This is a genomic window from Dyadobacter sp. BHUBP1 (genome assembly GCF_050587785.1).
In the GTDB taxonomy this organism is placed as follows: Bacteria; Bacteroidota; Bacteroidia; order Cytophagales; family Spirosomataceae; genus Dyadobacter.
In genome coordinates, this window is record NZ_JBOBIH010000004.1 from 311,488 (window position 1) to 331,588 (window position 20,101).

The 20,101-nt window shown below is 51.7% G+C and carries 19 protein-coding genes; 7 read left to right on the forward strand and 12 right to left on the reverse strand.

Annotation, left to right across the window (positions count from 1 at the left end; translation table 11 throughout):
• The first annotated feature begins 176 nt into the window (after nt 1-176).
• Nucleotides 177-2,360, forward strand: coding sequence for an alpha-N-acetylglucosaminidase (locus ACQ4MZ_RS17855; protein WP_430846901.1), 2,184 nt, complete (start codon nt 177-179; stop codon nt 2,358-2,360).
• 101 nt (nt 2,361-2,461) lie between these two features.
• Here ACQ4MZ_RS17855 and ACQ4MZ_RS17860 read toward each other — a convergent pair whose 3' ends face one another.
• The 3 genes from ACQ4MZ_RS17860 to ACQ4MZ_RS17870 all read right to left on the reverse strand — a co-directional run bounded on the left by ACQ4MZ_RS17860 (nt 2,462) and on the right by ACQ4MZ_RS17870 (nt 6,943).
• Nucleotides 2,462-4,960 carry a glycoside hydrolase family 95 protein gene (locus tag ACQ4MZ_RS17860; RefSeq protein ID WP_430846903.1) on the reverse strand — a complete coding sequence of 833 codons (2,499 nt, stop codon included), beginning with the start codon at nt 4,958-4,960 and terminating at the stop codon, nt 2,462-2,464.
• A 48-nt stretch (nt 4,961-5,008) separates the two neighbouring features.
• Complete coding sequence (locus ACQ4MZ_RS17865; RefSeq protein WP_430846905.1) at nt 5,009-6,025, reverse strand: zinc-binding alcohol dehydrogenase family protein; 1,017 nt, start codon at nt 6,023-6,025, stop codon at nt 5,009-5,011.
• Between the two features lie 219 nt (nt 6,026-6,244).
• Entirely contained in the window at nt 6,245-6,943 is a 699-nt protein-coding gene (locus ACQ4MZ_RS17870; protein ID WP_430846907.1) for a MarR family winged helix-turn-helix transcriptional regulator, read from the reverse strand.
• A 106-nt stretch (nt 6,944-7,049) separates the two neighbouring features.
• Between ACQ4MZ_RS17870 and ACQ4MZ_RS17875 the strand changes: the two genes are divergently transcribed.
• The 3 genes from ACQ4MZ_RS17875 to ACQ4MZ_RS17885 are packed head-to-tail and all read left to right on the forward strand — an operon-like array spanning nt 7,050 to nt 9,773.
• Entirely contained in the window at nt 7,050-7,577 is a 528-nt protein-coding gene (locus ACQ4MZ_RS17875; protein ID WP_430846909.1) for a transposase, read from the forward strand.
• Between the two features lie 30 nt (nt 7,578-7,607).
• Nucleotides 7,608-8,789: an FAD-dependent monooxygenase gene (locus tag ACQ4MZ_RS17880; protein WP_430846911.1), complete on the forward strand. Its 1,182-nt coding sequence runs from the start codon at nt 7,608-7,610 to the stop codon at nt 8,787-8,789.
• A gap of 18 nt (nt 8,790-8,807) precedes the next feature.
• Nucleotides 8,808-9,773, forward strand: a complete 966-nt coding sequence (locus tag ACQ4MZ_RS17885) for a hypothetical protein (protein ID WP_430846913.1) — start codon at nt 8,808-8,810, stop codon at nt 9,771-9,773.
• 29 nt (nt 9,774-9,802) lie between these two features.
• On the opposite strand, the gene ACQ4MZ_RS17890 is transcribed toward ACQ4MZ_RS17885, so the two are convergent.
• The gene (locus ACQ4MZ_RS17890) at nt 9,803-10,261 is read right to left on the reverse strand and encodes a DinB family protein (RefSeq protein ID WP_430846915.1); all 459 of its coding nucleotides are present in this window, start codon (nt 10,259-10,261) and stop codon (nt 9,803-9,805) included.
• Nucleotides 10,262-10,413: 152 nt separating this feature from the next.
• Here ACQ4MZ_RS17890 and ACQ4MZ_RS17895 point away from each other — a divergent pair, with 152 nt between their 5' ends.
• From ACQ4MZ_RS17895 to ACQ4MZ_RS17905, 3 genes are read left to right on the forward strand one after another with little or no spacing between them, the layout of a single operon-like run.
• On the forward strand, nt 10,414-10,884 hold the full coding sequence (locus ACQ4MZ_RS17895) for a hypothetical protein (RefSeq protein ID WP_430846917.1): 471 nt from the start codon (nt 10,414-10,416) through the stop codon (nt 10,882-10,884).
• A gap of 11 nt (nt 10,885-10,895) precedes the next feature.
• Nucleotides 10,896-11,123, forward strand: coding sequence for a helix-turn-helix transcriptional regulator (locus ACQ4MZ_RS17900; protein WP_430846919.1), 228 nt, complete (start codon nt 10,896-10,898; stop codon nt 11,121-11,123).
• A 26-nt stretch (nt 11,124-11,149) separates the two neighbouring features.
• Entirely contained in the window at nt 11,150-12,574 is a 1,425-nt protein-coding gene (locus tag ACQ4MZ_RS17905) for a TlpA family protein disulfide reductase (protein WP_430846921.1), read from the forward strand.
• Here the strand turns inward: ACQ4MZ_RS17905 and ACQ4MZ_RS17910 are convergent.
• The 8 genes from ACQ4MZ_RS17910 to ACQ4MZ_RS17945 form a co-directional block, all read right to left on the reverse strand.
• The gene (locus tag ACQ4MZ_RS17910) at nt 12,549-13,295 is read right to left on the reverse strand and encodes a hypothetical protein (protein WP_430846923.1); all 747 of its coding nucleotides are present in this window, start codon (nt 13,293-13,295) and stop codon (nt 12,549-12,551) included. The genes ACQ4MZ_RS17905 and ACQ4MZ_RS17910 overlap by 26 nt on opposite strands.
• A 215-nt stretch (nt 13,296-13,510) precedes the next feature.
• Nucleotides 13,511-14,902, reverse strand: a complete 1,392-nt coding sequence (locus ACQ4MZ_RS17915) for a S41 family peptidase (protein ID WP_430846925.1) — start codon at nt 14,900-14,902, stop codon at nt 13,511-13,513.
• 20 nt (nt 14,903-14,922) lie between these two features.
• Nucleotides 14,923-15,345, reverse strand: a complete 423-nt coding sequence (locus ACQ4MZ_RS17920; protein ID WP_430846927.1) for a hypothetical protein — start codon at nt 15,343-15,345, stop codon at nt 14,923-14,925.
• 19 nt (nt 15,346-15,364) lie between these two features.
• Nucleotides 15,365-15,844: a hypothetical protein gene (locus ACQ4MZ_RS17925; RefSeq protein WP_430846929.1), complete on the reverse strand. Its 480-nt coding sequence runs from the start codon at nt 15,842-15,844 to the stop codon at nt 15,365-15,367.
• Nucleotides 15,841-16,452: an RNA polymerase sigma factor gene (locus ACQ4MZ_RS17930; protein WP_430846931.1), complete on the reverse strand. Its 612-nt coding sequence runs from the start codon at nt 16,450-16,452 to the stop codon at nt 15,841-15,843. The genes ACQ4MZ_RS17925 and ACQ4MZ_RS17930 overlap by 4 nt, the downstream gene beginning before the upstream one ends.
• Nucleotides 16,453-16,483: 31 nt before the next feature.
• On the reverse strand, nt 16,484-17,443 hold the full coding sequence (locus tag ACQ4MZ_RS17935; protein WP_430846933.1) for a hypothetical protein: 960 nt from the start codon (nt 17,441-17,443) through the stop codon (nt 16,484-16,486).
• 25 nt (nt 17,444-17,468) lie between these two features.
• Entirely contained in the window at nt 17,469-18,878 is a 1,410-nt protein-coding gene (locus tag ACQ4MZ_RS17940; RefSeq protein ID WP_430846935.1) for an MBOAT family O-acyltransferase, read from the reverse strand.
• A gap of 6 nt (nt 18,879-18,884) precedes the next feature.
• Nucleotides 18,885-20,093: a cytochrome P450 gene (locus ACQ4MZ_RS17945; protein ID WP_430846937.1), complete on the reverse strand. Its 1,209-nt coding sequence runs from the start codon at nt 20,091-20,093 to the stop codon at nt 18,885-18,887.
• Nucleotides 20,094-20,101 lie beyond the last annotated feature (8 nt).

Sequence of the window (20,101 nt, forward strand, 5' to 3'; positions counted from 1 at the left end):
CATCCTCCGTAGCCGCATTTCGGGTACGGAGAATGCTTTCATTCACATCGTTCCAGTCGCAGCATTCAGCTGCCGACAGGCCAATCATTCCGTATTTTAAAATGAATCATTTCCGTAATGGTGGTTCTTCTCCTCGATGGTTGGGAAGGGTCAACCGGTTTTGTCTTACCTTTTTGATGAGTGTTCTCGCGAAGACTTCCATCGCCCAGGCGGTTGTCAATCCCGCAAGTTCCCTGATACAGAGAGTGGTCCCAACGCACGCTTCGCATTTTCAGGTAGAGGAACTGCATTCGGGGTCGGGTAAGGATGAATTTGAAATCGAAAGTAAAGCGGGTAAAATCGTCCTTCGTGGTTCCAGCGGCGTAGCGATAGCCTCTGCCTTATACCATTACCTCACCGAATATGTGCATTGCCAGATTACCTGGAATGGTACAAACCTGACGCTGCCTGCCCAATTACCCGTCGTGCCGACCAAAGTGCGGAAGGAAACGGTGTACCGGTATCGTTATAATCTCAATTACTGCACTTTCAATTACAGCATGAGCTGGTGGGGCTGGGACCGTTGGCAGAAGGAGATCGACTGGATGGCCCTGCATGGCATCAACATGCCGCTCGCCATTACCGGGGAAGAGTATGTGTGGTTGCAGGTGTACAAGGAGATGGGTTTTACAGAAGAGGATCTCAAAGACTTTTTCAGCGGTCCGGCCTATTTTGGCTGGTTCTGGATGGGTAATCTCGATGGCTGGGGTGGTCCGTTGCCGCTGAGCTGGATGGAAAGCCACAAGACTTTGCAACAGCAGATCGTCCGGCGCGAACGGGAGTTGGGGATGAAACCAGTGCTGCCCGCATTTACCGGGCACGTTCCGGCGGCGTTCCGCAAGAAATATCCCAACGCCCAGCTGAAAGCGACCAACTGGACCAACGGTTTCGGGGATACCTACATTCTCGACTCACAAGACCCGCTTTTTGCGGAGATAGGGAAGCGTTTTTTGGATAAACAAAAAGAACTTTACGGCACCGACCACCTCTATTCGGCTGATACATTCAATGAAAACGAGCCACCTACCGACGATCCCGCTTACCTTTCCAAACTCAGCGAGCGTATTTACCAGGGGATGCAGCAGGCTGACCCCGAAGCCGTGTGGGTAATGCAGGGCTGGCTATTTTACAGCGACCGCAAGTTCTGGAAAGCGCCGCAGATTGAAGCATTGCTCAATGCGGTACCCGACGACCGGATGCTGTTGCTGGACCTGGCCGCGGAAATAGAGCCGGTTTGGAAGCGGACGGACGCTTTTTACGGGAAGCCCTGGATATGGAACATGCTCAACAACTTCGGCGGCAATGTGAACCTCTTCGGACGAATGGATGGCGTAGCCCAGGGACCGGCGGCCGCCTGGAACGACCCCGCCAAAAAGCGCATGGAAGGGATTGGTCTGACGATGGAGGCCATCGAGCAGAATCCCGTCATTTACGAGCTGATGATGGACCACACCTGGCGGACAACGCCCATAGACCTCGATGATTGGCTTCCCAAATATGCACGCAACCGGTATGGGAAAGACGACGAGCGGCTGGTAAAGGCGTGGCAAATCCTCCGGCGCACTGCTTACAACGGCATGGAAATACGCGACGGGGCCGAGTCGATCATTACCGGCAGGCCTACGCTGGACTCTACCACCGTATGGACCCGGACCAAGCTGAACTACCCGCCTGCCGACCTGCTTCCGGCCTGGGAGCTCTTCATGGAAGCGGGGATGAAGGGGCCTCATACCGAAGGTTTCCTCTACGACCTGACCGACATTTCGCGACAGGTACTGGCCAATTATGCATTGGTCGTTCAGAAACGATGGGTGGAGGCGTTTCGCAGCGGAGATAAAGCAGCTTTTGAAAAAAACAGCCGCGCTTTTCTTGAACTGATCACAGACCTGGACCTGCTGCTGGCGACCCGCAAAGACTTTTTGCTCGGCCCGTGGATTGCCTCGGCGAGGCAATGGGGGACTACGCCTGCAGAAAAGGCACTTTACGAGCAAAATGCCCGTGACCTGATCACGCTATGGGGCGATGCGGACAGTCCGTTGCATGAATACGCCAACCGCCAGTGGAGCGGGCTGCTCAACGACTTTTATAAGGTGAGGTGGGAGCGGTTCTTTGGTATGTTGGAGAATTCAATGAAATCCAAGACAACGCCTGATTGGCAGGGTTTTGAAAAATCAATCCGCCAATGGGAGTGGCAATGGGTGAATACGCGAAAGGACTATCCTGTCGAGCCGAAGGGAAATAGCGCGAAAGTGGCCGCGATGCTGCATGCAAAGTACCAGCGCCAGATCCGCGATGCCTATCGTACGGGCGCGAGGCATTAACCACATTACTACCAATAGAAAATAGCCCGGTTACTGATCGCAACCGGGCTGTTTTATTGAAAAGACTTTTATATTGATTTCAGATACAGACCTGAATGCAATCAGTTAACAGCCAGAACCTGATAGGTTTTGCCTTTTACGGTCTTAAACTCGGTTATATACCCGGCGTCGGTCTTCGTAGTGGTGGCGCCGGCTACCTTCACAGGTGCATCGGTTTTGATCCTGCACGTTTGTCCGTCCAGTGATTTGATGACAGAGCTCGCGAGCTTTCCATTTTTCCAGTTTATATCCACTTCAAACCCGGAACGTGCGCGGAGCCCTTTGATGCTGCCTTCCTTCCAGTCGGAGGGGAGGGCCGGTAAAAGGTGTATTTCTTTCAAATGGCTCTGGATCAGCATTTCAGACATCCCCGCAGTTCCCGCAAAGTTTCCGTCGATCTGGAAAGGCGGGTGGGCGTCGAAAAAGTTAGGGTATGTCCCGCCGCCTTTGTATTCGCTATTGCCTTCATTGGTGTATTTCATCAGCTGTCGAATGAGCTTGTAGGCGTGGTCGCCGTCGAGGAGCCGCGCCCAGAAATTGATTTTCCAGCCCTTGCTCCACCCGGTTCCATGGTCGCCACGCACTTCGAGCGTTTTCCTGGCTGCCTGGAAGTATTCCGGCGTGTTTTGAGAAATCTGACGTCCCGGGTGCAGTCCGAACAGGTGCGATACGTGGCGGTGCAAGGTGTCGGTTTCCTCAAAGTCTTTGTACCATTCCTGCAACCTGCCTCGCTTGTCTATTTTCAGTGGGTAGAGTTTAGCCCTTTTTTCAATCAGCAACTTTTTAAATTCCGGATCTTTGCCGAGCACATCCGCTGCCTCGATGAGGTTCGAAAACAGATCGTACACAATGGAAATGTCCATGGTAGTAGCTACCGAAACGGCCGCTTCCCCGCCTTTGGGGTCTTTGAACTTGTTCTCCGGGGAAGTGGAAGGGGCTGTCACCAGGTAACCGTCCTGATCTTCCACGAGCCAATCGAGCGTAAACAGCGCTGCCTCCTTCATGAGCGGATAGCCCTTGTCACGCAGGAATGCCTTGTCGCCCGAAAACCGGTAGTGCTCCCACAGGTGCTGGCACAGCCAATTGGCACCCATATACCAGTTGGCCCACACCGGATCGCCATCCCCGACATTGCCGACCGGGTTGGATAGCCTCCATATGTCTGCATTATGATGTGCTACCCAGCCACGTGCACCGTAAAATTCCTTTGCCGTCACCTTGCCGGTTTGGGAAAGGTCTTTGATCCAAGCGAGCAGGGGCATATGCATTTCCGAAAGGTTCGTCACCTCTGCCGGCCAGTAGTTCATCTGCGTGTTGATATTGATCGTGTAGTTGGAACTCCAAGGCGGCCGCATTTCCTTGTTCCATATGCCTTGCAGGTTCGCAGGCGGGCCCGCGGGTACGCCCGGTAGCGCTGGACGTGAAGACGAGATCAGCAAATACCTTCCGTATTGATAGTAAAGCACTTCGAGCTTCGGATCATAATCTCCTTTTGAGTAGGCTTTCAGGCGCTCGTCGGACGCCAGTTTCAGATTGGGGTTGTCGGGTGTGTGATCCGTCAGCTCGAACTTCACGCGGTTGAAATAGGTATGATAATCAAGTTCGTGTCGATTTTTGAGATCGGTATAGGGCCTGGCTAGCGCCTTGTCCAGGTAACCTTTGGCCAGCGCTTTCTCATCTTTCCCGTCTTTGTCAGGGCATTTATCAAATCCGTTGAAGCTCGTGGCCGCCGACAGGTATACAAACACTTCGGTCGCATCTTTCACTTTAATCCCCGAGGTGTCCGTGGAAATAATGCCGTCCTTGCTTACCGCTTTGATCCTGAATTGAAACCGTGTACCGTTGCAGCCATTGGGATCGTCGTAGATGATCGGCTGCTGTCCGGGTGGATTGTAGTAGTTCGGATTAACGTGCGAGGGAGCTTTGCCATTCACGACGAGCTCTTTGCCAGCGGTTTCTAGCTTGTAATGCAGCTGGCTGCTGGCCGAAACCGTAAAGTTGAGCTGTTTTGGTTTTGAAGCCGATATTCTGATAACCAGAATATTGTCGGGCGCCGAGGTGAAAATTTCCCTTTTGTAGTTGACCCCGTCGACAGTAAAGCTCGTACTGGCGATGGAATGGGCAATATCCAGGTCCCGGTAGTAGCTCGTTGGCTTTTTGTCCTTAAAATCCTGCCTGATCTGTAAGTCACCCATCGGCATGTATGACTCGGTGTAAAGCCCCTGCATCTTTTTCAGCAATGCATTGGCTTTCTGGTAGTCCTGTTCTTTCAAAAGCGCTTCCCTGACTTGCGGGAGATACGACGCCGAGGCCGGGTTCACATTCGTTTTCACTGGTCCGCCCGACCAGAGCGAGCTCTCGTTGAGTTGCAGCAGCTCCTGTTCTACGCCTCCGAAGATCATCGCGCCAATATGCCCGTTCCCAACCGGCAGTGCCTCCACCCATCTGACGGCCGGCTGTTTATACCAAAGTTTCAGTTCCGCAGGCTTCTGCGCGAATGAACCGAAACACCAAAGCCCCAAAAGTGAGACAGCAATTAACTTTCTGGGTAAAAGATTCATAAAAAAGGTCCGTATAAGATAGATAGTTTTTGGGTTATGGATGCGGGGTTAATCCATGAATGCCATGGCTTTGATCACGTTCGTGGCGGGATCGAGCCAGCTTTCAAAGTCGGACTTAACCTCGCCGAATTCGACGCGGTGAGTAATGTAGTTCGCAGGGGTTACCAGCCCGTTTTTAATGCAACTGATAACGTATTCGAAATCGGCCCTCGTAGCATTCCGGCTGCTCATCAGCGTCGCTTCCCGCTTGTGGAACTCGGGATGGCTGAAAGCAATTTCCCCGCCTTGCAGGCCCACGAGTACATATGTTCCGCCATGAGACAAGTATTCAAACCCCTTGTTAATGGCTTTGAGGCTGCCGGTGGCGTCGACAACTATCGTGGGCATATCGCCGTCGGTCAGACGGGCCAATTCCCGGGCCACATCCTCCGTTAAGCCATTGATGCCGTGTTCCAGCTGAATTTTCTCTTCGCAGAACCGCAGCCGGCCCGCATGGATATCCAGGCCGATCACCTTCGCACCTGCGATCCGGGCAAATTCCATCACTCCCAAACCGATGGGACCTGCTCCCACGACCAGTACTGTATCATTGGCCGTAACTCCGGCCCGGCGGATGGCATGAGCACCGATTGCAAGCGGCTCGACCAATGCCAGTTCTTCAAACGTAAGCCCTTTCGCATGAACCAGTTTGTCGGACGGTACGGAAATGAATTCGGACATCCCGCCGTCGATATGCACCCCGAAAACCTTCATGCTCGTGCAGCAATTGGTCTTACCGTTGCGGCAGGCGATGCAATGCCCGCAGTGGAAATAGGGTAGGAAAGTAACGGCTTCTCCCACGGAAAAGCCTGGTGCTCCATGCGTTGCCACGATTTCACCGGCGAGCTCATGGCCGAGTATTCTCGGATAATTGAAAAACGGCTGTGTTCCTTCGAATGCGTGCAAATCGGTACCGCAGATGCCGATGGTTTTGATTTTTAAGATCGTGTGATTTTCCGTCAGAGCGGGGATTTCGGACTCGTGGTACCGGAAATTTCCGGGAGATTCACAAACTAATGTCTTCATGATGATAGCCGGGGATAGCTGTACAGGCGCTGATAATATGGTAGTTACCTCTGTTGGGTCTTTGGTTTATAACAATACAAAGGAATTGTATTTGGATAGGAAGATTGCGCAAAACATTAACTGAATTGTAAGGAATATTAACATCGTGAACTCCAAAAGGCTTCTTTTTTGGGTATATGGATCTTAATATGCAAACCTGGGCGAAAGCATGATGCCTCGTCACGGTTTGCCGGCAGCGAACTGCGTAATCTGATTTTGCTGGAACCGGTTTATCTCATCGATTTTTTCAACACCTAATATCTCCGTCAGCAAATCGGCGAAGCCTTTGGCGCGGTTCTCTTCTAATATTTTTCCGTGCTTCTGCTCGATAGGGCCCAGCAGGTTCACCATTAAGTGAGCATCCCCTTTTGACATTTCACCAAACAGCAAGTAGGCTGGCAAATACAGCCGCTCATAGAGCTTGAACAGCAGTTGCTTTCCTTCGGCGGTGAGCTGTACGAGCTTGGCGCGCTTATCGGAAGGATCGGCCCTTTCGGAAATGTAACCGGCTTTTTTCAACCGGTTGAGCATATCGATGCCGGTCGTCTGTTCGAGAAAATTATAAGTGATAATGTCAATTTTACGGGCCTCTCCCTGATGGAAAATGGCATTCAGGCAATAGAACCAATCCAGTTCCACTTCCGCTCCTTCTTTTAACGCGAGTTTAGAATAGGTGGTGAGTATGGCGCCCAGCCGGCCAACCAGCTTGGCTACTGTGGATGTCATGTCCGGCGGTTCGATGCCGGAAAAAAGGCCCTCGCCCGACGCTTTGGTTTCCACCATAGCCAGGTAATGACGGCAAAAACCGGCCACCGTAGCATCCGGATGTGTTTCCTGGTAACTATCCCACTCACTGATCAATTCGACAACTGGTTTCATAATGGATCGTTTTTGCTGTAAATGTAAATAAAATAGTCGGTTTCGTTGTTTATATATCTAAATCGATATAATTTTGTCATTATAACAACTGAACCGATGCATTTGAATGGAAATTTCGCTTAAAACCTCGGCTGCGGATCACACCGCGGCCAACACCTCGATGTTAGTCACCACAGTGGCTTATCTGTTGCTCAACGGTGCGCAATTATTTGAAACGGCAGTGCTGGTTCCGGTGTGGACGGCCGCGCCGCCGGCGTCCCTGCATTTGTTTCACGGCCCTTACGGATTAAACTTTAAAGTTTTCTGGATCGTCGCCCACTCGCTGCACGAACTAACGTTTCTGGCGGCTCTTATTCTGAATTGGAAAATACCTGCCCGGCGGAAGATATTACTGGTGGTCTTCGTAGCGCACATAGCCGTGCGAGCCTGGACGCTGCTGTATTTCGCTCCGGTGATCATTTTCTTTCAGCAAATACCCGTCACAGATGCCGTCGATCAAATGCTCGTGCAAAAAGCTGCACGCTGGCGGGAGATGAACCTGGTCCGCGTGGCGGCATTTATGGTTCTTTCTTTTATACTCATTCCGCTTAACCGGACGGCGAAAACGACCGGTAATGCTGTCCCGCAAGTATAACCGTCTGCAGCAGCTAAACATATTGATATCATGAAAGCTATAATCATTGGTTGCGGGATCGCCGGTCCCGCCATGGCACTGGCGCTGCAAAAGGTAGGCGTACAGGCGGTCATTTACGAAGCACGGGAAGTGCCGGACGATACCGAGGGCGCGTTCCTGGGGATTTCTCCAAACGGGCTGAATATTTTGAAGGAATACATCGCACTCGACGAGATATTGATCGATTATACGCCCGGCAAGATCCGGTTTTTCAATGCGCGTAATAAGGCCATTGGAGTTATCGATAATGCCGAACAGCGGTCGCGCTATGGCAGCGAGACGGTCCAGGTGAAACGTGGCTTGGTCAATGGCGCCTTGCGGAGGGCGGCTCAGCGGGCCGGTATACCGATCGAATTTGGCAAGCGGCTCGTGTCCATCGCGCAACCTGAAGGGGCAGTGACGGTCTCTTTCGCGGACGGCTCTACCGCAGAGGGCGATTTGCTGATCGGCTGCGACGGCATTCATTCTGCCGTCCGCCGTGCGATTCTTCCTAATGCACCTGAACCCGAATATACAGGTCTGCTGTCGACGGGGGGATTCACCCGGCTCGATGAGCTTGCGCTTCCGGCCGATGCCATTCGCATGACGTTTGGAGAGCGCGGTTTCTTCGCATATGCGGTTTCGACGCAAGGTGAAATCTGGTGGTTCAACAACATCGCTCAAAAAACGGCACCCCAGCGTCATGAGTTGAGCCAGTCGGAACTGGCAGTTTTGAAGAAGCGGTTGGTGGCGCTGCACAAGAACGACCCGGAACCTATCGTATCGATTATCGAGAGAGCCCACACCATTGAAATTTACCCGATTTACGATATACCGTTTCTGGACCAGTGGCACCAAGGGCGTGTGTGCCTGATCGGCGATGCGGCGCGTGCTACCGCCCCGCATATCGGGCAGGGCGCATCGCTGGCGCTGGAAGATACGTTGGTGCTGGCCCAGTGCATTCGCGACCTTGCTGATTTACAAGCCGCATTTGCCCGTTTTCAATCGCTGCGCCAAGCGCGCGTGCAGGCGATCATCCAACAGGCACGGAAAGTGGGGGATAGCAAGACTGTTCCCAACCGCTTTCAACAATTTTTCCGCGATCTGCTGCTTCCTTTTTTCGTGAAGCTGGAAGCGCGGAAAATGGACTGGGTATACGGCTACCGGGTCGACTGGCATAAGAAACTGATTTAATTCCAACGCTGAAAAGCCATGAAAACCTGCTTGATCAACTGCGCGATCGTTCTGCTATGCGGTGTGGCCGGGGGAGTCGGTTCATGTGATTTCGGTAATATGGCGCCAATTGCGAATACTGCCACACTACCGCCCAAACTGTCGGATTACGGCATATTTCCGGACGGGTCGATCGAACGGCCCGCTGCCGGTTTCGACAGGTATTACCTGGCAACCCAACTTTTTACCGATTATGCCGAAAAACAGCGCTTACTGCATTTACCGGAAGGGACGCGATTTTCCTTTGATTCATCCGGCAAAGCGGTTTTTCCGGATAGTTCGATCCTGGTCAAGACATTCTTTTACTACCCTGACAAACGAAAGCCTGCTGCCGGCAAACAACTGATTGAAACCCGGCTCCTGGTGAAGGTCAAAGGGCAATGGAATGTGGGAACATACAAATGGAATGCTGCCCAAACCGATGCATTCCTGCTGGAAGGCGGAGCAGACGAAACTGTGAGCTGGGTGAATGAACGAGGGCTTCGTAAAACGCTGCGCTACCACATTCCATCCAGTGAAGAATGTTCCTCCTGCCATCGTTCGGGCCGATCCATTACGCCCATCGGCCCGAAAGCGAGGAACCTGAACATAGCCCTGACGGATCATCCCAATCACGAAAATCAGCTGCTGTATTTCCGGCAGGCCGGTCTGCTGACTCTCCAACCCAACGATCTGCTGGCGCCGCTGCCCGACTGGCAGGACCCTTCCATCGCCCTGGATCAACGTGCGCGTGCATACCTGGACGTCAACTGCGCGCATTGCCACTCGTCCGTTGGCTTCGCTGAAAGTACCCGGTTGTTTTTAGGGTACGAAGTTCCATTTTCGGCCACGCGAATAGGCGCGGAAAGACCATATACTACACCGGATACAGGCAACGAACCCCAACATCCGCATGCCGCAGTTGGGTACAACCGTGCCCGATTCGGTCGGGATAGCGTTGATTAAGACCTATATTCAATCCTTATAAGTGGTTCTCAGGGGATCTGCCTTGCAAAAAGGATAAAATCTGTTCCGGGCGGCGTCATACCCAGCCCGCGTATCAGATTGATGATCTGTCCGCGGTGATATGTGGAATGATTCACGATATGTGTGAGCACGTCCGCGAGGTTATCGAGGTACGGATCCCCGGCCATGTTTTTATAGGCCAGTTTGGTATGAAAGTCGTCGTCCTGCAATTCACTCAGGTGCGAGAGCCAGAGCGTACCGTTCTCGGCGAGCTGCGCGGCGATGGCCGATGGTTGCAGCGGTGTCCAAAGCGGAACGTCGTTTTGCTGCCCTATTACCCTGAAATACCAGTTTCGTTGCGCGTGTGCGAGGTGGGAGGCAATTCGCAATACCTGCTCGTCCTGTATGTCGTTGGCTGAAATAAAGTCGGCAATAACCTTGTTTGCCCAGTTGTTGAAGGTGAAGAAACGAGTGAAGAACGCTTTCATAGCTGCTGTTTATGGAAGAAAGGAAACACTGTAAGATACTGTACTTCCCTCACCGGGGCAATTTCCGGCACATTTGAATAAATTTTTGTAAAGTATACTTTACTTTTGGTAAACTGTATATTACATTGCAGTGTCACTTAACTTTGAGAAATATGGCACTAGTACTTTCAGCGCGGTATCGGGCAGCCGGGGTTTTTCTGGCCATTACCGGGTTTTTATGTTTATGGGCTGCGTCCTGCGAAGGACTGATCAACGTTTACCGGGTTATTTTGCCGGGCTACACGCAACCCGATGGTTCTTATCCTTATCCTGCCAATTTCTGGGACGTCAATGCAGTGTTCGGAATGGTGTCGCTATGCATGCTCACTCTCGGGGGCGCCCTGGTATTTCTGACGAAAGAGCAGGATGAATACTTTTACAAGATCCGGCTGGAATCCATTCAGTTTGCGGTAATCGCGCAGTTTCTGGTGGGACTGATCGCCTTTGCGTATTTCTATTTTACACCCGGTTATCAAATGGAAAATACATTTCAGGGCATTCTGGGGATGGCTAGTGGCACTTTTCTGGTGACCTACGCGCTTCGTTATTACGCGAGTGTCTATTTCAATGCGGATCAGGATTGAGTGCCCGGGACATGAAACTGGAAAATACCTTGCGTGTAGAGCGTGCCGTTAGGCGTATGACGCAGGCGGAACTGGCCGAGCGTGTGGATGTATCGCGTCAGGCAATCAATGCGATCGAAACCGGCAAGTTCATCCCCTCTGCGGTACTGGCAATCAAGTTAGCGCGGGTTTTCGGCAAGCCGGTCGAGGAGATATTTATCCTGACGGAGGAGCCGGACCCGGTGGAAGTGAATGAGTAAATGTGCAGGTCAATCATTTATTAGCTATGAAAATATTCTTTATGTGGTGTCTTACACTACTTTTTTCCGTGCACCAGGCTCTTGCAGGCCTGGTACATGTACGAGGGCACGCCCGCAATGCAGCGGAGGAAAATCTTCTTTGCACCGTCGTTTCAAACCAGCTGACGAGCAATCCCGCCGGTGTAGTCGTACCCGTGAAAGACGGACATTTCAGTTATCAATTTGAAATAACGGAATCTACATTTCTCAGCTTCAGTGATGGGACCAACTATTTTGGCGGGTTTATAGAGCCCGGCGACAGTATTGTTATTACCTACGACCGGCTGGATTTTGCGAACAGCATTTCTTACACAGGGAAAGGAAGGGAGAAGTTCGAAATCGTGCATTCGATGATGGATTTCAAACGTGTCGCACGCACCATTAGCGTCGCTGCGAAGGGGCGCAGGTATCCTCTGGATGATATGTTTGCGGCAATGGATAGTTTACAGGATGCTATTCATGCCCGAATCGAACTCTCTGCAAATTCGATGAGCATCGAAAGTGTCAAGAGGTTACTCGGAGCTTTGGCTGCTACTGTACAACAGGCTAAACAAAGCGGCCTGGTAACTGTTTTCGGGGACTCCTACAATAACATTATAACCAATCACCGGGAAAAACTGAGCGAAACGTCCATAGCACAAATGAAAAAGTTGCTGCATTACGACGAAGCACTTTACGATTCCAGGTTCTACGTCGACGCCGTCAAAAGCCTCGCGTCCATCCATCTTGAAGACAACGTTCGGCCGGTTACCGGCAATTTTGAAGAGCGAAAGTACCAGCTATTGATCGAAATGCTTCCTCAAAAGCTGCGTACACCCGTTCTGTTCATGACCCTCAAATGGGACATCACAACGGCTCCGCGCGAGGTGAACGAATCCGTTGTGTCGAGTGCTGCCGGCCTGCTTACCGATAATCAATTGAAACAACATATTCTGGAGTTACTGGCTGCAAGGAATCGGCTCGGGGTGGGGGACAAAGCACCGGAGTTTTCGGTGCAAAATCTGTCTGGTGAAAAGGTGTATCTTGCTTCGTTCCGTGGCAAGACTATATACCTCGATTTCTGGTTTGCCAGCTGCGGGCCGTGCCATGCACTTTTTAAATCCATTGAGCCAGTCAAGAAACATTTCGAAAAAGACGACCGGGTTGTATTCTTAACCGTGTCAGTGGATAATGAAACGACCTGGAAGAGGGCAATTCAGAAGTTCGGGGTGGAGGGGTACCATGTTTTTACAGAGAATAAGCTGCGCGGGCACCCGATCATTCAATCGTACAATGTGAATGCCTATCCGACTACCTATATCATTGACCCCGTTGGTCGCTTTCACACCGTTCAGCCGGCAAACAATCCGGATAGGCTCAGAAAGCAAATCGAAGAAGCCATCGCTTCTACTTCCGCACGCCATAGCCGATAATCTTCCGGATCCTCCGGACGCCTTTGTCTATGATCCGGTAGCCAACAAGATCTCCGTTCACTTGAAGGTAATCGTAGTCGGTTTGCACATCCATAACTAATCCAACTTCGGCCGCGTAATACTTGTATCCCAAACGATAAAGCACGGGCCCGGTTGTATCAATACGTTCGGTGACCTTTAAAGTAGTTGGGAAATAAAGCGAATCGATTTGCAGCGGCTGATCGAGATTGTCATAATAAGACAAATGACCATACCGGGGATCCTCGTCATTCATAGAGAAATGCTGGTAAGGGTCCCATTTAGCAGCCGGACTGTAAGGAAATACAAGCGAAGTAATTAATTCATTATCCTTATTCTGCATTACTTTATCAATGGAAACAAAGGCGCTATATTCTTTGGTCTTTTGCCAGTAATCCGTGGGTTTAGTACGCATTGAATAGGAGATAAGACATTCTGAAACGCCGTTTGAATCCTTTTTGGAATAGGTTATTTCCTCTTTTTCAAACCAGCTGGCAACCTTCGGTTCTTTGTTGCCTGTCGAATAAATCGCTTCGTCTACCGCGTAAATGCGGTAAGAGCCAGCGGTTAAAGGGAAATAGATTGGGACGGCAACATGCTCGTCCGGCTTTTCGCAAGCGACCATAAAAAGCATGAGGATTCCCGAAATATAACAGGCGAATTGCGATTGGCGGAAAGGAAATACCGTAGATTTAATGAACACAGGCAGCGAGGTTTAAATTTAAAATGTAACGGCAGAATTTTGTTTTTGTTATGGGAATAAATTTAGATTGCGATGGGTATTTGTTTTTAAGTAAATAAAAATAAGATCCGTGAAACTGATATGGATTATTAGTGCGCTTGTGTCGCTGGGAATGAGTACCTGCCGGGGCCGGCCTCCGTTATCACCGAAATGTTGACCGCCCGCCGCTCCGATTTTCATTTGCCGGCAGTCAATTCAAGCGCTTTTTGAAGTTGGGGGTCTTTTTTAGTAAGAATATCTGAAATCGACGGAACAATGATATACTCGGGAATAATGCCGCGCCCTGGCTCTTGGGCAGGTTTTACGGCGTTGGAATACCGGATTGTGGGCACGGCGACCTGCACGCCCGAATGCGGAAGGTTGATCCTCACCGTTCCGCCCGAATTGTTCCCTTCGTAACCTCCGCCGGTTTCTTCTCCGATGAAAACCGCCCGGGCATTGCTTCTGGCAATGGCGCAAAAGTCGGCGGCGGTGGAGAATGTGCGCCCGTCGGTCAGTACAAACACGTTTCCCTCAAAATGTAACCCGGTAGGTTGCTGCACGGCCAGGCCGGGGTGGTCGTGGGCGGTCATTACGGGCTTGGATAGCGAACGCAAAACCGAGAAATAGCGGAATGGTTCTCCGGTAAGGTACGAATACAGCAATGCGCCGTATACATCGTCCCCGCCGCCATTTCCACGCAAATCAATGATCAGGTTTCTTATCTGTTTCTGGCGCAATGCGTCGAATGTCGTTTCCAGGAAGGCCGGGAAATCCTGGCGAGCATTCATTATCTGTTGCTTGCTGAATGTGCGGATCGTCAGCAGGGCGCGCGAGCCGCCCGGGTAGGAGAGGTCAAGCAGCCTGAGGTCGCTTCCGGTTTTGTATGCGGGGCATCTGGTGTTTTCAAAGAGCGCGGGCTGTAAGGTAACGTCGCGCGATTGACCTTCGGGTGTAGCCACCGTTACCCGGTAGCTCGTCCTGGGGCCGTAAATGAAGTTGTAAAGGAACAGGAACGCGTCGTTGTTCAAAGTCGCATTCTTTTTGGTCTGGATCTTGCCGTCGGAGGGGAGATATTGCATGAGTTTCCGGTGGATTTGTTGCATGGATTTTCCGTCTATCGACAAAATTTCGGCTCCGGCGGGCACATTTTCTTCCCTGCTGCAAAGCACAAATGCACGATCGCCGGTAAATCGGACTTTCAGCGGAAACATGGGCACGGACGCGGCGTAGCTTTCCATGATTTCGCCGGGCAGGCTGCCGCTGGTATGCCCGCATTCCAGCGCGCTGACGGCGAACCGGATCAGATTTCCAAATTCAATCAGGTTCATCGGGGCGTCGATGGCGGCTTCGCAGCTGTCGAGGAGTCGGTTCAGCGACTTACGGGACCGGTAGCGGTACATATCCGGATGGTTGTCGGTGAGCACTTTCCGAAAAGCCTGAAAATCTTCTCGGAGTAATGCGGCGTCCAAAGGCTGGTTGAAATCGGTTTTGGACGTAACCTGGGCAGATCCGGCAGTAATGGTGAATAGCATGGTAAGGGCAATAAGAATCCCTTCCCAGCGAATGGGTTTTGTTTGAAATAACATAACGGGTTGATTTAAAGAATCTAGTGATCAGATTTTTTCAGGAACAAATAATAGCCCGCAAAGCTGCCCGAAAGGCACAGGGATAGCACCGCAAGCGCGGCCCAGGGGGCAAGGCCTGCAAGGGCGATAATGGTAAATCCTACGGTCATCCCAAGGAAAATGGCAAGCCATTTGATACAGGTTTGCACGCCCTGCCGACGGTCCTGCTGCAAGAGGAGCGTCGCAAACTCTTCGCTTACGCCCGATTCCAGTACCTTTTCTTTCAACCGGTACTGGAAATACCGCTTTGTGAGTTCGAGCAGGAAAGCCAGCACAAGCGCCACCAACAACACGGTTATGCCCAATGCAACCTGGTCGCGGTCGATGTAGGTATTTGCCATCGTCTGCGCGCTCGCGGGGGCGGCCAGGGAAGCCAGGGAAATGATCGATAATATCTTTTTCATGTTTGAAGCCGTTTGTAGATTAGACCGCCGCGGCCCGGAAATGTTGCAAACTTTCCGTCGCGTCGAGCCAGCGTATTTTGCTGAGATACTCGTGCCAACGGTTGGCGAGAAGGAAAGCAAAAAGTAAGCAGCATACTGTGCCGTAGATTAGGACCTCGCTGTTTCCGAGCAGGTCATTCAGCAAACTCGTATTCAGATAATAAAACAAACCAACGGCCGCGATTACGCCTGCGAGCGATACGCACGCGATGAACACACGCTCGGGGCCATGCCTGCGCTTTCTTGCCGGAAGCTGGGCGAGCACGGTCTTTGCGAGGTCGAAATCAAATGCTTCCGCGGGCATTGCCGACATGCCGCCGACCATTTTTTGATAGAATGCGACCCGCCCCGAGCAATGCGGGCATTGGGCAATATGTGTTGCCGCCGCAATGCCGGAGCTTCTTGCATCCAGCGCATATTGCTGAATTTCAATGTCTGTTAAATGATCTGCTGTTTTCATAAGCCCTTGTTGTAAATCATTTGTATTCGCTCTCTCAACATTTTTCGAGCCCTGAACAGGTAGCTTTTAACCGTACCCTCCGGCAATGCCACGATCTGCGCAATCTCCGAGTAGCTCAGTTCCTGATGGTGGTAAAGGGTGATCAGCAGCTTGTATAGGGCCGGAAGTTTTTCCATTTCCGATGCGAGCAGGTTGGTAAACTCGGCGCCCATGAGATTTTCCTCCAAGTCTTGCCCGTCGGGGTACTCGTACTCGTCCTCCCTGTCGATCGGTATGGGATACTGGTTTTCAATGGGGGAGGTTTTATTCTTTTCCAGCTGATTGATGCAGGTATTGTAAGCGATCCTCGCAATCCAGGTGGAGAGTTTGGATTGAAAACGGAAGCTATCCAGCTTTTGAAAGACTTTCAGGTAAATGTCCTGGGCAATATCCCGCCGCTGTTCCCGGTCGGCGATCATCTTGAACACAATCTGCGCGACGAGCCCTTCGGTATCCCTGATAATGGTCCCGAATGCCCTCGTGTTGCCACTGAGCACGCGTTCCACCAGTGTACGGTCGGTCGGCTTATGATGTTCTTTCTGATCCATTGCTACGGATTGGACAGCCATGGCCTTTAAAAGTTGCAAAAACGACAGATTTTTACCGCCTGGCGGACTCCTCTTGCAAAAAACGGGTATATATCGCCGCTCCGTTCCGGTTCAGATGGTGCGCGTCGAACAGGTTTTCGGGTTTGAAAAGCCCATTGAATTCAGGCTGGTTTGGTAACCGGATCAGATTTTCCTCCGGCAGAAATGGTGCTACCTGGGACAGTATCTGCTGCTCACCCCGGGTAATGTTGTTGGGATAATAGAAAATAACTCTCTTTCCCAACCGCGTGGCGCGGGTAATCAGCTGGTTGATCCGGGAAATGAAATAGGTATTTCGTTGCGTCTGCGGGCGAAGGGCAAGCATTTGTTCGGTCGAGGTTTTATTGGCTGCGATCCGCTCGTTCGTCTTGAAAAGAGCCGCTGTAACAGGCTGGTAACCATTTGTAAGCAGGTTGGCGCGGCCTTCGATTGGATCGGTGCCGGGGTTGAGCGCTTTCTTGACGGACAGTACTTGCGGCGCAATGGACACCATTTGAAACAATGTGGTGTTGAGGCCCGCCAGGAAGCTGCCGGTTTTTTCCTGCAAACCAATGTGTGAGCAGCCGGCGAGCACGCGGGCCCGGAAAATGGCATCCCGCACAACCTGCTGGGGAGGCAATGCCACGGTGCTATAATCGAGCGCGCTCAGCTCGATGTAGATCGTTTTTACGGCCGGGCTCGCAGAGAGCATATCGTCCGCGATTTGAATGGAACTGTAAGGCGAGAGGCTGAATATGCCAAAATTATAACTCCGTGTTTTCTGGTGGTTTAGTGAGTCGAAAAATGCCGGGTCGATTCCATACTGGGTGCGGCTGGTACCGATGAAAACGACATTCGGACCGAACGCGCGGCAAAGCTGCGCCCTTGCCGGGATGTCGCGCCGGGGATCGATGTAAAGCTGCCCGACGATCAGCGTCACGACCACTTTGAATGCGACCAGCAGCAGTATCCATTTGATAATTTTGACGATCATGATGCCGGTGTCGGGTAATGGTTCATTAAAACTGGATGTAATAAAAATTGCCCACCGAAGGCCTTCCGAATATCAGCACGAGCTGGACCAGCAGGAGCACCGACAATGTCCTGTACAGTGCGCTTTTCTTCAACATATAGGAAGCAATATCTTCCTTCTCGCCCATTTTGTAGTTGAAAAAATCCATCACGAGGAATAACGCGACGGTCAATAACAAGCTGGATGTCAGCAGGGAAGTAGTGCCGGATCTAAATCCGAACATACTACTGTACAGCCGGACGCCGCTGCTCAGCTCCGCGGCACGGAACCAACCCATGATGAGGGTGCCGGTGAGGAGCCTCACGACCACACGCCACACATAATGCGCCTGCGTGCCGGTGGAAAGGTTGAGCTTGGCGTAAAAGCGCTGCCAGAAGTCTTTAGTGCGCATTTCAAAATTGATATAGGCCCATTGCAGCGATCCCCAGATCACGAACGACCAGCTTGGCCCATGCCAGAGCCCGGTAATGATGAAGGTGAGCAGGCGGTTGAATTCGAGCCGTTTCTGGTTGGTGACCCCTTTGCTGATGTTGAAAAAGATGTAGTCGCGGAACCAGGACGTGACCGTGATATTCCAGGCGCTCCATGATTCCGTCCGCGACGGGGTGAAATAGTACCGGTTGGAAAAGTTCTTGCTTAGCCTGATTCCCAGTAACCTCGCCGAGCCGGTAGCAATGTCGCAGTAGCCCGAGAAATCGCAGTAGAGCTGGACGGAAAAGAGCAGAATAGCCAGTGTGACGGAAATGCCGGTGTAAGCATCGGGCCGGTCGAAAACGGGGCTGGTAATGTCGGCAAGCCTGGCAGCAAGGACGATCTTTTTAAATAAACCCCAGATAATAAAGTAAATGCCCGCCTTGATGTGCTCCGGCTCGTAGGGTTTGGGAGCCCGGAGCTGCGGGACGAGCTGGCGTGTGCGTTCCAGCGGGCCGGCCAGCAGTGTGGGGAAAAATCCGAGGTAGATCATCAGATAGCCGAGGTGATTTTCCGGCTTGATGTACCGGCGGTACACATCGTAGAGATATCCGATGATCAGGAATGTGTAATAGGAAATGCCAATGGGCGCGATCCAGTTGAGGGCTACCAGCGACATCGAGTTATGGACCGGCACGAGGTATTTAAAAAATAAAAGCGGTGAAAGGCAGATCGCGATCGAGAGCGATAGCATTGCTTTCCGGTGTCTTTTGGAATACGCTTGGTTGGCCAGTGCCTTCCCGGATGCATGGCAGATCAGGACGAGGACGAGCCACACGGCCAGGTATTTTCCACTCCAGCTGAGATTGAATAATACACTGGCGACCAGCAGAAAAACCCATTTTTTGGCCTCCGGTACTTTATAATACGCGGCAACAACGAGAGACAGTAAAAGTAAATAGGAGAAATCCGTGAACTTGATCATGCCCCTTTATTTTAAGAGCACGGGTAAACGCTTGTACCCTCTGAAAAAGATTTTGGAATCCCATTCCGGGCTTTGGGTCGGGTGTAAACGGATATCAGGGAACGCGGCCAGGAAACGGGGCAGGAACTTCTGCATTTCGAACCTGGATAACCGCGCGCCAAGGCAATGATGCATGCCAAAGCCGAAACCGATATGTGGGTTGGGTTTTCGGGTAGGCACGAACGTATCCGGATTTTGAAACACGGCCGGGTCACGGTTGGCGGAAGCCAGGCCCAGTAGTACGGTTTGGCCTTTTCGAAGCTTCAATCCCTCGAATTCCATGTTATGTGCCACCTGCCTCGGGATCCAGTTTACGGGGCTTACGTAGCGGATCAGCTCTTCGACGGCAATGGCGCATTCGTTATGGGCATTCCAGTTGATCACTTTATCGCGGTTCTCCATCAAAGCCCCGATGCTTTTAGTGAGCAGCAGGGTAGTGGTTTCCGTCGCCGCATTCACCAGGAATTCCCAGGTGCCGATGAGCTGCGAGGCCCTTTCGCTCCCCATGATCTCCCGCATTTCGAGCAGGAGGCTGTTGGTAGCCTCCGTTTCCTGCCGGGTAAAGGTTTCGGAAAGGTAGCCGTGGAACTCCCGCGACATCGCCGCGCATTCCAGCAACTCGGTAACGGACAGCGTTTTTTCAAAAATAAAAGTGATGACGTAGGAAAACTTCTGGATGAAATCGTAATCCGCTTTTTCCAGTTGGATAATCTTGCTGATGATCAGAAAGCTGAACTGCCGGGCTATTTCCACAATGTCAGCTTCGTCTTTTCCGTCGAGTCCGGAGATAATTTCCTGGATCGCGTCGAGGGTGATCTTCTCGTAATCGGCCTGATAAAACTTCTGGTTCACGAAACGGCGGTGCTCCGCGTGCTTTTCGCCATTCATAAATAGTAACCAGTACCGGAGGCTTTCGCCGAATTCGAGCAGGCCGGGGTCGTTGTCCGAGAGGGCCGACACGATTTTGAATCTTTCCGTAAAGTCGAAGTTTTTGAAGTTCTCCGAATCGGACAGGATCTTCTTTACATTGGCATAATCCATCGCCACCAGGTCGCCGTACATATTGAAATGAAGCGGGTCCGACTGGCGGATGTCGGCGATCAGCCCGGAATAATTTTGGCTGACCTCGGTTTTCGACGACCAGATCGACGTCGCAGACATGAGCGGGGTTTGCATGACCGAAA

Bases quoted from the DNA above. Each gene is read 5' to 3' on its own strand.
- ACQ4MZ_RS17905 (WP_430846921.1), top strand. From the start codon at position 11,150: ATGAAAATATTCTTTATGTGGTGTCTTACACTACTTTTTTCCGTGCAC.
- ACQ4MZ_RS17920 (WP_430846927.1), bottom strand. From the start codon at position 15,345: ATGAAAAAGATATTATCGATCATTTCCCTGGCTTCCCTGGCCGCCCCC.
- ACQ4MZ_RS17895 (WP_430846917.1), top strand. From the start codon at position 10,414: ATGGCACTAGTACTTTCAGCGCGGTATCGGGCAGCCGGGGTTTTTCTG.
- ACQ4MZ_RS17860 (WP_430846903.1), bottom strand. From the start codon at position 4,960: ATGAATCTTTTACCCAGAAAGTTAATTGCTGTCTCACTTTTGGGGCTT.
- ACQ4MZ_RS17945 (WP_430846937.1), bottom strand. From the start codon at position 20,093: ATGCAAACCCCGCTCATGTCTGCGACGTCGATCTGGTCGTCGAAAACC.
- ACQ4MZ_RS17855 (WP_430846901.1), top strand. From the start codon at position 177: ATGAGTGTTCTCGCGAAGACTTCCATCGCCCAGGCGGTTGTCAATCCC.
- ACQ4MZ_RS17930 (WP_430846931.1), bottom strand. From the start codon at position 16,452: ATGGCTGTCCAATCCGTAGCAATGGATCAGAAAGAACATCATAAGCCG.
- ACQ4MZ_RS17935 (WP_430846933.1), bottom strand. From the start codon at position 17,443: ATGATCGTCAAAATTATCAAATGGATACTGCTGCTGGTCGCATTCAAA.
- ACQ4MZ_RS17890 (WP_430846915.1), bottom strand. From the start codon at position 10,261: ATGAAAGCGTTCTTCACTCGTTTCTTCACCTTCAACAACTGGGCAAAC.
- ACQ4MZ_RS17940 (WP_430846935.1), bottom strand. From the start codon at position 18,878: ATGATCAAGTTCACGGATTTCTCCTATTTACTTTTACTGTCTCTCGTT.
- ACQ4MZ_RS17915 (WP_430846925.1), bottom strand. From the start codon at position 14,902: ATGTTATTTCAAACAAAACCCATTCGCTGGGAAGGGATTCTTATTGCC.
- ACQ4MZ_RS17880 (WP_430846911.1), top strand. From the start codon at position 7,608: ATGAAAGCTATAATCATTGGTTGCGGGATCGCCGGTCCCGCCATGGCA.
- ACQ4MZ_RS17875 (WP_430846909.1), top strand. From the start codon at position 7,050: ATGGAAATTTCGCTTAAAACCTCGGCTGCGGATCACACCGCGGCCAAC.
- ACQ4MZ_RS17925 (WP_430846929.1), bottom strand. From the start codon at position 15,844: ATGAAAACAGCAGATCATTTAACAGACATTGAAATTCAGCAATATGCG.
- ACQ4MZ_RS17900 (WP_430846919.1), top strand. From the start codon at position 10,896: ATGAAACTGGAAAATACCTTGCGTGTAGAGCGTGCCGTTAGGCGTATG.
- ACQ4MZ_RS17870 (WP_430846907.1), bottom strand. From the start codon at position 6,943: ATGAAACCAGTTGTCGAATTGATCAGTGAGTGGGATAGTTACCAGGAA.
- ACQ4MZ_RS17865 (WP_430846905.1), bottom strand. From the start codon at position 6,025: ATGAAGACATTAGTTTGTGAATCTCCCGGAAATTTCCGGTACCACGAG.
- ACQ4MZ_RS17885 (WP_430846913.1), top strand. From the start codon at position 8,808: ATGAAAACCTGCTTGATCAACTGCGCGATCGTTCTGCTATGCGGTGTG.